Annotated in this window: 9 protein-coding genes and 1 pseudogene; 1 reads left to right on the top strand and 9 read right to left on the bottom strand. The window is 65.1% G+C overall.

Translation table 11 applies throughout. From position 1 onward, the window contains the following. Positions 1 to 145: 145 nt before the first annotated feature. From QZX93_RS10880 to QZX93_RS10840, 9 genes and pseudogenes are all read right to left on the bottom strand, one after another. Positions 146 to 343, bottom strand: coding sequence for a hypothetical protein (locus QZX93_RS10880; RefSeq protein WP_295390859.1), 198 nt, complete (start codon positions 341 to 343; stop codon positions 146 to 148). Positions 344 to 607: 264 nt separating this feature from the next. Then, positions 608 to 1,006: a type II toxin-antitoxin system VapC family toxin gene (locus QZX93_RS10875; RefSeq protein WP_295390857.1), complete on the bottom strand. Its 399-nt coding sequence runs from the start codon at positions 1,004 to 1,006 to the stop codon at positions 608 to 610. Then, complete coding sequence (locus tag QZX93_RS10870; RefSeq protein WP_295390855.1) at positions 1,003 to 1,287, bottom strand: AbrB/MazE/SpoVT family DNA-binding domain-containing protein; 285 nt, start codon at positions 1,285 to 1,287, stop codon at positions 1,003 to 1,005. The genes QZX93_RS10875 and QZX93_RS10870 overlap by 4 nt, the downstream gene beginning before the upstream one ends. 18 nt (positions 1,288 to 1,305) lie before the next feature. Then, entirely contained in the window at positions 1,306 to 2,493 is a 1,188-nt protein-coding gene (gene pglX, locus QZX93_RS10865; RefSeq protein WP_295390853.1) for a BREX-2 system adenine-specific DNA-methyltransferase PglX, read from the bottom strand. A gap of 241 nt (positions 2,494 to 2,734) precedes the next feature. After that, positions 2,735 to 5,206 (bottom strand): BREX-2 system adenine-specific DNA-methyltransferase PglX, encoded by a 2,472-nt coding sequence (gene pglX, locus QZX93_RS10860; RefSeq protein ID WP_295390851.1) that lies wholly within the window; start codon positions 5,204 to 5,206, stop codon positions 2,735 to 2,737. A 62-nt stretch (positions 5,207 to 5,268) separates the two neighbouring features. After that, on the bottom strand, positions 5,269 to 5,541 hold the full coding sequence (locus QZX93_RS10855; RefSeq protein ID WP_295390849.1) for a type II toxin-antitoxin system YafQ family toxin: 273 nt from the start codon (positions 5,539 to 5,541) through the stop codon (positions 5,269 to 5,271). Next, positions 5,541 to 5,783 (bottom strand): hypothetical protein, encoded by a 243-nt coding sequence (locus tag QZX93_RS10850; protein ID WP_295390847.1) that lies wholly within the window; start codon positions 5,781 to 5,783, stop codon positions 5,541 to 5,543. The genes QZX93_RS10855 and QZX93_RS10850 overlap by 1 nt, the downstream gene beginning before the upstream one ends. A gap of 113 nt (positions 5,784 to 5,896) precedes the next feature. Further along, positions 5,897 to 10,150, bottom strand: a complete 4,254-nt coding sequence (gene pglW / locus QZX93_RS10845) for a BREX system serine/threonine kinase PglW (protein WP_295390845.1) — start codon at positions 10,148 to 10,150, stop codon at positions 5,897 to 5,899. A 72-nt stretch (positions 10,151 to 10,222) separates the two neighbouring features. Continuing rightward, positions 10,223 to 10,423: pseudogene (locus QZX93_RS10840) on the bottom strand (aldehyde dehydrogenase family protein); the annotation flags it as partial. Positions 10,424 to 10,640: 217 nt separating this feature from the next. Here QZX93_RS10840 and QZX93_RS10835 point away from each other — a divergent pair. Continuing rightward, positions 10,641 to 10,937 carry a hypothetical protein gene (locus QZX93_RS10835; RefSeq protein ID WP_295390843.1) on the top strand — a complete coding sequence of 99 codons (297 nt, stop codon included), beginning with the start codon at positions 10,641 to 10,643 and terminating at the stop codon, positions 10,935 to 10,937. Positions 10,938 to 11,550 lie beyond the last annotated feature (613 nt).

Raw genomic sequence — 11,550 nt, 5'->3', positions numbered from 1 at the left:
GTGCTGGGGTGAATTTTCGCTTCTCGCCCGACGCTATGCGCGTAAGCCCTTGATCGTTTGTTCTGCGCTGGGGTAAACGAAAATGTTCCCTACTCAGGCGGTTTGTTACTTCAGAGACTTACCGACACCGCTACCGGCTCTAAGCTCATGACTCCCGACCCGGCAAGGGACGATCAGCACGCTCGGCACGTTGCCAGGCGACGACATCCGCGATATCGGCGAACACCCCGGCACCGGCCAACTTGGTCAACGCTGAACGCAACGCCGCTTGCCGCTCCTCGCGGGTCATCGACGGCGCAATGGGGCGGGGCTGAACATCCTGCTGTAATTTCGTCAAGGACATAACGCTGCTCCTTATCTCTTAGGGGCGAGGGCTCACCTGGTCTGGCGTCGTTTCGTGTGCGGGACGTGACGATCACAGTACCCTCTTTCTTACGCTCTTTAGCGTGAGTTTACCCTGATTCGCCGTCGCGACGGCCTTGATCATCGCCCCGGCCAGCGGCCATCTTCTGGAGTCCAAGGCTTCAGACCTGGTCCTGTCCATCAAAGGCTGAAGCCTTGGACTCCGGCTCCGGGGTAGCCGGAAAAACGATCAGGGCCGTCGCGATCATGGCATAGGCCTAACGACCGGCGGCTGCATTTCTAAACGCTTGGCGATTTTCGCGAAATCCTTGTCAAATGAAGCCATGCTGCCGGTTCCCGAGGAGAGGGCAAGATGCAGCGCATCGGCGAAATCGAGTCCGCCCTCGTATCCTGCCAACGCACGAAGCAGCGCGATTTCATCCATGGTTTGCAGATTCGGCAAGCCCAGAACGTGGCGCACAGCACCCGCGATTTCGGCCCGTGTGCAGTCGTAGCACCCCAAGACCCAGGCCAACTCCAGCCAAACGGTCGTCGGCACAAACAGCGGTTCTCCGCTGCCGAGCAATGTCACTGCGGCCTGGGCCTGCATCGGATCGTCGTTCAGCAGGTAACGCGTAATAATATTGGTATCCAGAGCGATCACAGATTGTCCTTTGACCCGTTATCCAGAGACAGAAGTCTTTGGCCGATCAGCCGGCGGATCTCTGCATCGGGGATCGGCCGCCCAGCGCGCGCCGAGAGCAGGCCAAGACCCGCTTCAACGGTCGTCTGCTTAATCGTCGCGGCAGCGGGTCTTAGGTGGATCTCATCGCCCACGGCAACGACGACAAACTCAGCCCCTGGAACGATATGGCATGCCTCTCGCAGATGCTTGGGAATCACGATTTGCCCCTTGCTGGAAACTCTCACTGTGACTGTATTCATCGCTCGCTCAATAAAGAATCATGTGGCCTTGCGCCGACCGCGACGAACCGCGACAGCGGCGGGTTTCCAGGCGCGCAGGTCGTCCAGAGTCAGGCCCAGGGTGCGGGCCTCATCAGCCAGGAAGCCGGCGAAATAGTCGCCCATGCGGGTCGCGTGCTCGGCGTCGTAGTCATTGTGCCATTGCGTGAGCCAGGGGATGAGTTCCAGCAGGCCGGCGAGCAGGGGTTGCAGGCGCGCCGGCTCCCAGCCCTCGCCCTCCTTCATGTCCAGATAATAGGCGGCGAGTGCCGTGGCCTGTTGCAGGTGGTTCCAGCCGGCCCAGGCGATGACCAGACTGCCGTCGGCGCCGCGCTCCGCACCTGGGTAGCTGACCCAGCGCTCCTTGGGTACGTCCAGGCCGCCGCGCAGGCGCCAGCAGTCGGTCTTGAGGAAGTCGGCGGACTTGTATTTGGGCGGGACCGGGATCCCACCAGGAATCTCGCCGACCTGCTCACCCGCGTCCTCGCGCCGTTGCAGGTCCCAGGTGGACTCCCATTGCTCGCGTTTGCGCCGCCCTGATTCGCTATAGCGCAGCACCGGCAGGAAGGGCACCGACTCGGCGGCGACCAGCGCAGCCACCAACGCGCCCGGGTCGAAGTCCTGGCGCCCGACATAGAGCGCCGCGACCTGCATGAAGTCGGCGTCGCGCTGCGCCCGGTCGGCGAGTCGGTTGGTACTGGTCAGGGCCACCGGCTCGGGCCAATAGGGCGGGGTCTCCAGCCGGTCCAGCAGCCAGCCCTTGAGTGCAGTCTGTTCCTGCTCCTGCCAGGGGGTGGCGGCCCAGCGGCGCTTGTATTCGGGGCGCTCGATGAGTCCGATGTATTTGTCGGATTCGATCAGGGCGATGCGCGACGCTACCACCTGGCGATAGTCGGGCGGCCAGTGGGCGGGCAGTTCGGTGATGGGGGTGGAGCCGTGGCGGGTGAACCAGGTGGTCTCCTCCTCGCCCGCCGCGATGCGGCGGGCGAGTACGATTTCGAAGGCGCGTTCGCCCAAGGCGATCTCGGGTGGGTTGGGGTGTTCGTATTCCGGTTCGGCGCCTAACAGTCCATAGAGTCGATAGCAGCGCCAGTCCAGTTCCTCCTGCCAGGCGATCTGTTGACGGCGGATGGACTCGGCGCGGGCGCGGGCGGCGTCGAGGCTGGCGCGGGTCGGTAGGGTGGTCATGGGATTCCCGCCAGGCTATCGCACTGTCGTCTCATTCCCACGCGGAAGCAGGGGAATGCCGTGCGGGCGCTGCGCGTCCGGTCCTGGCACTGGACGCAGAGCGCCCGCACGTGCTCCCACGCAGGAGCGTGGGAGCTAGAAGGCAGAAGAGGTCTCACGCCAAGGCGCCAAGCTCGCCAAGGGGCTTGCGTGCGAGCGCAGGCGTCGGGCGCGTCGCCTGGTTGGTCAGGGTCAATCACCATCAACCCTCCTGTTCTTCTTGGCGCCTTGGCGCCTTGGCGTGAGCCATTTCCGGGGCCGGGGTTGAGGCCGATCCGATCAGGGCCGCGGGGAGGCAGGCAGCGTAGTCTTGGGCGAGGCGGTCGAGGGTTTGGGCGAGGTCGAGGGGCTTTCCCTCGGTGAGCGGGAATTCCTCAAGGCTGGTCGCGGCAAAGGCGTAGCGATCCATCCAGTGCTCGGGCTGAATGCCACGACCCATGCCGCTGCCCTTTTTCGGATAGCACACCTGTTTCATCCAGAAGCAGGCGGTAGAGCTGTTAAGAACACCGAGTATCGATAGGTGATCGTCTTCGCTCGCCCCGGCCTTCAGCTTGATGACCGGCGCTGTCTGTGTGAAAACTCTCCCGCCACGGTCGAGGATAAAATGGTTGTGAGTAGTGACTTCAGCAAAGGTAATGGTGAGTGGTGTACGGAGTCGGTTTCGGTAAATTTCTCGAATATCCCACCAGCGTAACCCCTTTTGTTCAACTGGAACGCCGAAAGCTCTGCGATTCTTAAGCGATGTCCGGTATGACCAAAGGAAGTGTTGATGGTATTCTTGGGTCTTCTCATCGCCATCTGCGCCGCTAGGCGTATATGGCCAAAGGATAACCTGATTTGCCAAGCAATGCCATTCTCGGACGACTTCGCCATGGCCAACAGATCGGGTGGTAAGTCCAACCACTCTCTTGGGAAGATCGCTGGGTAATAATAAACAGTCGTCCTCGCCGGTAATGGTGAGAAATCCGCTGTCTGCACCGATTGAATTCAGAGATTCCGGGCAAACTTGCCCAATCATTTGTTTCAGGTCGGCTGCGCCCCCACCGCCAATGCTCCAAGGGTGCTTGTCAAAATAAGCCCGCGGCGTATCGGAGACCGATACAAAAACCGATTGGCTATCGGCCAAATCCACCTGATCGGCGATTGCTTGCCAAACGAGCCCCTGGGCCGGGTCGGCGGGCGTTGTCGGCTCTCCCTTGATGCCCATCACAACACGGATTTTGTCGCTGACCGGCGGCTGATCGCGTCCGAACAGGATCACAGAAGGGGTGCCGTTTCCTGGAATATGGGCGTCGCTGGTGTCGATTATGTGGGTAATATCTAGCCCCGGCAGGGTCTCTTCAATGAGCTTCTTGCCAAATTGTTTCTTCATGAACGAATTGGCCGTGATGAGTCCCACAAAACCGGCTGGATCATAGCTTTTAACAGGAAACGCTAACTCGAAAAACCGCTCGGTGAACGGCACCCCCAACGAATATTGCCGGTGACAACTGTTATACCGCGCCCGATAGGCCGCATTCAGCGCCGCATCCTTGACCGTGATATACGGGGGATTCCCCACCACCGCATGGTAGCGCTGCCCGAGGATGGCATTGACCTGCGCCAGGTCCTCAATGGCATAGGCATGTTCCAGTCGGCTGCCTTTGTAGTCCTCGCCGCCGAACAGGTCCTTGGTGATGGTAAGACCAAAACGATCGCCGTGCAGCAGGCTGTCGCCGACCGCCAAATGGAGCTGGAAGTTCGGCGCATCGCTCAAGGCGTGGATGTCACAGGCGGCCAGCGCGGCGACCAGCAGTCGGAAGCGGGCGATGGCGACCGCGAAGGGGTTGAGGTCGACGCCATAGACCCCGTCGAGCGCCCGTTGCACCGTGTCGCGCGGGTTGCGGGCGGGCTCGTTGTGCGCCCAGAGGGCCAGCAGGCGTGCGAAGGCGCCGAGCAGGAAGTGGCCGGAGCCGCAGGTGGGGTCGATGAGGCGCACCGTCTGATAGCCGAAGGTGTCGAGCGCCGGGGTGAGGGTGCGGTCGAGGATGAATTCCTCCACGAACTCGGGCGTCTGCAACAGTGCGTAGCGCTTGCGGGTCGCCTCGGAGAGGTCCTGATAGAGGTCGCCCAGGAAGCGGGTGTTCCAGCCGGCGTCGGTGAAATCGTGGACCAAGAGCCCAGTGTCCGGGTCCACCTTCTGCCAGAAGGCCATGAGCGCCATGGCGGCATCGCCGGAGCAGCCGAGCCGGAAGACCGGGTTGTGCCGCTCATCAAACAGGTCCTCGAGGCCCGGCAGTTGGCCGACCTCGCGGAAGCAGGCGAGCAGATAGTCGCGGTCGTTGTCGTGCGGCCGGGCGCGGAAATAGCCCTCGTGCCGGTCGCGCGCCAGTGCCAGGCGGTTGTTCTCGCTACCCGTGGGGCCGGCCAGCCAGGGCCGGGGGATGAGCCCGTTGTCCTCGATGAAGCGGACGAACACGCAGGAGAGCAGCCAATGCACCGCCGCCTGGGTGATGTCCGCCTCCAGCCAAGCGGCATAGGTTTCCCCGGTGCGCCCGGCGGTACGGGCCGTCTGCCATTCACCCTCCAGGGTGGCACCGAGCGCGCCGTCCTCGCCGATGCGCACGCGCAGGTCGTCTTCCAGGACGTTGAGCAGGCGTTGCAGGTCTTTGAGGAGGGCGGGGGCTTGGATCATGGGCAGAAGGTCCGACCGTGGAGAGTCAATTTATCGCAGCAACCAGGGGCTACTCATGTGATTTACCGCCCGAACAGGTCGGTATGGGTGCCGGTACGCTCAAAGCGGACCGCTTCGCCATCCACGCGGTAGATCAGGACCCAATCGGCTTCGACATGAAGATCGCGGAAGGTTCGCCATTCGCCTTTCAACGGATGGTCGCCAAGTTCGCGCGGGAGAGGTTGCCCGGCCAACAGCAGATCGATCACCGCGCGCAATTTGCTCAAATCCTTGCCGCGTTTCGCGATGAGCTTCAGGTCACGCTGGAACTGACTGGTATAGCTCGCCGCGCGCATCAGAGACCTAACTGTTTGAACAGGTCATCCGGGTCAGACGCGTAGAATACATCTTCATTACGGAGGCTTTTGCGCAGCGTCTCGGCGGTGAGCGCGTTGGGCGTTTCGCTGTTGGCGATGTACAAGCGCATCAGGTCTCGAATGATTTGTGCCGCTGGGCGGTCGCGCAGGGCGGCCACGGCCATGAACTGTGCGCGCAGCTCCGGCTCCATCTTGATCGACATCTGTACTTCTTTAGGCATGTTGGCCTCGCGCTGTTGGTGCCCCGAGGCATCAGCTTAGACGGTATCCAAAAGATATTCCAGAGGTATCTCGGGCCGGACGTGGTAGCTCAGTAGGGTACGCATTGCGTACCCTACGGGTGCTCGATCCAGCCCGGGGGTATACGGGCCCACTGCGCCGAGGAGATGACCGGTACGGGAACGCCGTCCACCGCGGGCAGGCCGTCGGCGTGCATGGGCACGAGTAGCCACAGGGCGGGCGGAATCTGGCCCGTGCGATCGCGTAGCGCCTCGATGAGTCCCATGAGTTGGTAGCGGGCCAGCAAGCCGGGGTCGACCAGCAGGATGGGTTGGTTGGCGTCGAGGAGGCGTTGCCGCACCTGCGGCAGGGCCTTCTGCACCAGGCGGGTGAGGTTGGTCCAGTCACGGCTGCCGGGGGCGGCGGCATCGGCTTGCAGTACGACCTCCCAGTTCACCTTGTGACGCTGGGCCTGGTCCTGGAGCGTCTGGATAAGCAGGGCGTCCAGGCTCAGTCGCGCCGCTCGATGGCAGCGCAGCAGTTGCGCCTCGGCATGGCGGGCGAGGCGTGGCAGTACGGTGAGTGCGAGGAAACCACCGACCGTGCGGGCGTGCTCCAGACGGTCCTCGAACTGCCGGATCAGGGCGGCATCGGCGGTGAGCTCCTCTAAGGGCTCGGCGCGGGTGCCGTGACGGGACAGCCAGGTGGTGGTGCCGGCTGTGGGCTCGGCCCTGCCGGCCGGTGAGTAGTAGCCGGGCCCCTGGAGACCGCTCGGGTCCCAGCTCAGGGCAGCGCCGGCCTCGACGAGCAAGGCGTCGAGCCCCGGGCGGTCGGGGATGGGCGCGCACGCGGGGAAACGGCCCTGGATACGCTCGCGGATGTCGCGGGCCTGACAGTAACGCGGGCCGGTCAGGGCGCCGAGGGACAGGCGCATGGCCCGTAGCGCGGGCATCCCCTGCGGGTAGACCTCCTGGCGACTGGAGAGTGCGGCGGTGCATGAGGCGGCCGTCGCCAGCCGCAGCAGGCGCTGGGCCGACAGCGGCGCGACGCCGCTGGGCCGCTCCAGCGCTTCCAGGGTCTTGCGGGCATGCGGTGGGGTGAGTAGGGGGTCGGCCCGGGCGATTTCGTCGGCGGCGGCGCCCAGTCGCCTGGCGTAGTCGGCCTGGTCGGGGCCGAGCGCGAGCAGGGGCGGCACTTGGTCTTGCTCGAAGAGTTGGTAGCGTGGCTTGGCGAGGCTGCCTTCGGCCTCCTGACAGGCGCGTACCAGCGCGGTGGCCAGGCGCCGGCGCAGGGCGTCGTCCTGGTGGGCGCAGCCGCGGGCGGCCAGCAGGACCAGTGCCAGCTCCGGGACGGTCATGACGCCGGCATGGGCCTCGAGCAGCGTCTGGATCTCCCCGCGGACCTGGGTGAGGGGCGCGAGCTTGAGCCAGCGCTCCCGGGCCTTGAGCAGGGTGTCGGACAGGACCGAACGGGCGAGGCGGGTTACCCGCGCGACCGCACCCAGGGTGGGCCAGGGGCCATCAGTGCCGTCGGCGGCCGGCTCCAGACCCAGGTAGATGGCGAGCGCCTGTGCCGGGCTGCCGGTGGGCGGCCGGTCATCGCCGGCCGGTCGCTTGGGCAGGAGTTGGCTGGCGAGCGCGTCGATGCTGGCGATGCCGGACGCCGCGCCGGCGGGCGGCGTGGTGTGGGTCTGAGCCGGGTTCAGCTCGGGGCCCAGATCGGGGCGCAGTTGGGCGAGCTGCTTGGCCTTAAGCCGGATCTCTTTGCGGATGCGGTCGCCGACGCCGCTCAGATATCGGAACTTGATGCGATCCACCGCCAGCAGGTCGCGCAGGTTATGGATGCCCATGCCGTCCAGGACGTTCTGGGCCTCGACGCTGTAGCCCAGGTCCGCGATGCTGGTTGCGGCGGTGGCGAGTCGGGCGAGCGCGGCCAGGCTGTCGGGCGCGGCGCCGCCGCCCTGGGCACCGGCGAACGCCTGGCGCCAGGTGCGCAGCAGCTCTTCGGCGTTGTCGAAGCGCTGCCGGTAGTCGCGATGCAGGGCACGCTCGAAAAAGTCGGTCAGCGCATCGCGCAGGTGCGGGTCGAACCGGTTGGTATTGAGGCTGACCTCGCAATCGAGCATGGCGGGTTGGGAGACGCCGTCGCCCCAGCGCGGCAGCTCGCCGGTGAGCATTTCGTAGAGGGTGACGGCGAGTGCAAAGCGCTCGGCGGCCAGGTCCCAGCGCGGGGGTTTGCGCAATGGCAGGAAGGGGTCCAGGTAGGGGTGAGTGCCGGCCGCGATGTTCTCGGGGGCGGCACTGGTGAGCGAAAAATCGAACAGGATGAGTTGGAGCCGCCCGCCGGCCGATTGGGCGATGCCGATATTTTGGGGCTTGATGTCGCGGTGGGCGATGCCGAGCCCCTCCAGGCAATCGACGACCTGGATCAGCTCCTCGCCGAACCGGCTGGCGAGATCCAGGGACAGCCGCTGGTCCTCCTCCAGCCGCTTGGCCAAGGTCTGGTCGCCGGCACGGCACATAAGCAGCGCCGTGCGCCCGGCGATGGTGAGCGTGCGGCGCCATTCCACCACGTTCGGGTTGCGGTGCAGCTTGGCCAGGGCCTCGCCCTCAGCGACCAGGCGGTCGTTGTGGGAGGGGTCGGAGGCGACCTTGAGGACCAGCTCCGCCTCGCTCCCGTCAGGAGTCCCGTCCGGCCGGACCAGCAGGACATCGGAGGATGACCCCTTACCCAGTCGGCGCAGGACGGTGAAGCCCCCTTCCAGACGGTCGTTCGCGGTGGCGATGGCGGGGTCGACGGTGGCCTCGGGGTCGGGGGTGGTGAGGGCGTCTTCCAGGGCATCCAGGTCTTTGAGGAAGGCGTCCACGCTCGGGTAGCGCGCGTCGGTGTCGGGCAGGGTGCTGAGCTGGATGAGGTCTTGCAGGGCCGGACCTGCACCATCGATGACATCGGAGATGCGCAGCCCCGGGCCAGCGCGCAACCGCTCCAGTTGCTCGATGACGCTGCCCGCCGGCGGTTGGCCGGAAAAGAGATGGTAGGCGATGGCGCCTAAGGAGAAGACATCGAGTTGGGTGCCACGGGCGGCGCTGTCGATGTCCTGGGCGCCATCGTGGGCGTTGGCCTGGGCGGCGTGCTGGTGCCAGGCGGTTTCCGGGGCCAGATAGACGCGACCGGGGTCTTCGACGCAGTCCTGAACGTGCAGCGTGCCGACCGTGCGTGCGCCATCCGCGACCGAGCTGCCGCCGGTACCCGACGCGCGGGCGCCGGTGCGCCAGTTCATGATCTGGAGGCTGGGGAACTGGGACTCGGGGTCCCGCACCAGGATGCTTTGGGGACACAGTGCCCGGTGGAACAGGCGCTTACCATGGGCGTATTGCAGGGTTTCCGCCAGGTGGCGGACCAGGTGCAGGCGCTGGCTCACATTGAGCCGGTCGCCATGCTCACGCAGTAACAGGTCGAGGCGGCGTGAGCGCGGATCGTGGTCGAAGATCAGTGCCGGGCCCTGCTCGCTTTCCTTGTAGTCGCGTACCTTGAGCATGCCGGGATGGTCGATGCCTTCGAGGATCTGGAACTCACGGGTCGCTTGCCTGACCAGCGCGGCGCGCGCCTGGGCGGTGGCGGCCGCGGCGTAGGTGTAGATGCGCACCCGGCGCCGAATGCCCTCGATGCTGCGATGCTGGCCTTCCCAGTCCTGGTAGGTCTCGCCCTCGGCCAGTAAGGCGCCCAGTTGGTAATCGCCCACCAGGCGATGCTTGTTGGAAGGACGGATGCCGGCCTGGGCCATGGCCTGCGCCACGAGGCGGGCCTGCGCCTGGTCGATGCGGCTCCCGTCGCCACCGTCGCTCAGGGCGGGAGCGCTGGTCAATGCACCGATGATGCCGCGGTCGCCGCTGCTGCCGGGCTGTCCGCGCAGATAGACCCCGGCGGCGGCCGTCCCGGACAGCCGGCAGACCAGGGCCGCGGCGCTGAGAAAGACGCAGGGCCGGATAAAGGGAATGCGGGCCCGGGACCGCTGTACCGACGGCAGTCGCCGTAGCAGGCCGGCCAGGCGCTTGGCCTTGCGGTCGGCGAGGATCAGTGGGTTATCGTCGCTGTAGGCCTTGCCGTCAGTACGCCAGGTCCAGGTATGGGGGTCGCCGGTGAGCACGCCGGGGCGGCTCTTGATCTCCATCAGGAAGAGCCCGGCCGGGGTCAGGATCGCCGCGTCGACCTCGTTGACCCGGCCTTCGTCGTCGATAAACTCGAAGTTGCTCCAGGCGTGCCACGGGTGGTGATCGGGGAGCTGGGAGCGCAGCCATTCCAGGGCGTCGCGTTCCCAGGGGAAGCGGGATTCCGTGATGGCGGTCCAGCGCGTCGGGCTCATGGGCATGAAAGCGAATCCCTCTTTCGCATGGTCGGGCTCTGCGCTGACGTGGTCTGGTAGCGGGCGCAGGCAGGGATTTTACCTGACCGGCATGTTCTTGGTCTGCCGGTAATGATCGAGCATCGTCTTGTGGGTCTCGCGACCGACGCCGGACTTCTTAGCACCGCCGAAGGCGGCATGGGCCGGGTCGTGGCGGTCACCATCGGTCCAGACCCGACCGGCCTGGACGCCGCGCCCCATGCGATAGGCCAGGTTCATGTCACGGGTCCAGACGCCGGATCATCGCCGCACTGAAGGGAAGGTCTCAAGCTCAACCAGCAGCGGATCAGCGTCCCACAACATAACTGCGTGAGGCAACGCACAGACGAGCGGCGAGGCAATGCGGAGTATTGGGAAACACTCACCGTCTGTCGCGTCACCCTCCCCTTTCACTGGCGCCGCGGAAGCCCTAGTTAGGCACTCTGTTGATTTGTCGTCATCGACACCGGAGAACACCATGGCAAGCCAGTTCCGCCCAACCAGTCTGCAAGCCCTGCGCATCGCAGAGCATGTCTATCTCCGCCACGTCGAGCACGCGGCTGAGTTGCCGGCCGATCTCCCTGGCTTCGTCTCGCCCTCGTGGTTGATCTATGCCGCCTTCACCCGTGGTGGGGCCTTGCTGCTCAAGCAGCCCAGCGGACAACCCCTCATGTTTCCGACGCAGGCGGCGGCGATCGCAACGGTCCACGATGTCCGACCGGACGTCGAACCCGACGTGCGGGGCGATCTCTCCTTCTTGCTGAGTCCACGGTAGCCGCTCGGCCCCAGGGCCCCAGTGCCTGGTGGGCGATGACGTCACGCACCGGATCATCGTTGAAACGCTCGGTGGCGGAATCGAAGCCCAAGGTGAAGACCCCCACGAACATCAGGTCTCCAGCCCGCCGACCGCCGGGGCGCGGGCCCCGCGGCTGGGCACGCGGGGCCTGACGCCCGGGCCATGCGCTTGACCACGGGCAGCGCGCCGGGCCAAGGGTAATAGGGTAAGAGTGCCAAGCTATACGGTCCTCGAAAGGCCAAAAGAGGCCAGGCTCGAATGGCACTGACTTAAGCTGCATCGTTTCAAACTCAAATACTTGCAGACGGATCGCCAAGCAGTCGCTTGAGTGGAAGCGGCATTTTCCGGGGTGTTTCCTAGCTCCGGCTTGGTCCGCAACGGTTTTTCGCTCGCTTCGCCGCATCGCAAACGATTGTTTATGCGATGCTTGTGGCTTAAGTCAGTGCCATTCGAGCCGGAGAGTAAGCCGGGTTCTTGCCGTCGCTTAGGCCGAAGTTTGTGTTCTCTGTTGCCGCCTGGTTTCCCGGCGGTGCCACGCTATCTCTGCCATACGACGATTCGTTCCCGGCTCCTCGCAGAACCGGACTTGGAG

The sequence above is a fragment of the uncultured Thiodictyon sp. genome (assembly GCF_903946935.1).
In the GTDB taxonomy this organism is placed as follows: domain Bacteria; phylum Pseudomonadota; class Gammaproteobacteria; order Chromatiales; family Chromatiaceae; genus Thiodictyon.
This window is presented reverse-complemented; position numbering and strand designations above follow the sequence as displayed.

Coding starts and splice junctions, on each gene's coding strand:
- pglX (WP_295390853.1), bottom strand. CDS start 2,493: ATGACCACCCTACCGACCCGCGCCAGCCTCGACGCCGCCCGCGCCCGC.
- QZX93_RS10870 (WP_295390855.1), bottom strand. CDS start 1,287: ATGAATACAGTCACAGTGAGAGTTTCCAGCAAGGGGCAAATCGTGATT.
- QZX93_RS10850 (WP_295390847.1), bottom strand. CDS start 5,783: ATGCCTAAAGAAGTACAGATGTCGATCAAGATGGAGCCGGAGCTGCGC.
- QZX93_RS10855 (WP_295390849.1), bottom strand. CDS start 5,541: ATGCGCGCGGCGAGCTATACCAGTCAGTTCCAGCGTGACCTGAAGCTC.
- pglX (WP_295390851.1), bottom strand. CDS start 5,206: ATGATCCAAGCCCCCGCCCTCCTCAAAGACCTGCAACGCCTGCTCAAC.
- QZX93_RS10835 (WP_295390843.1), top strand. CDS start 10,641: ATGGCAAGCCAGTTCCGCCCAACCAGTCTGCAAGCCCTGCGCATCGCA.
- QZX93_RS10880 (WP_295390859.1), bottom strand. CDS start 343: ATGTCCTTGACGAAATTACAGCAGGATGTTCAGCCCCGCCCCATTGCG.
- pglW (WP_295390845.1), bottom strand. CDS start 10,150: ATGCCCATGAGCCCGACGCGCTGGACCGCCATCACGGAATCCCGCTTC.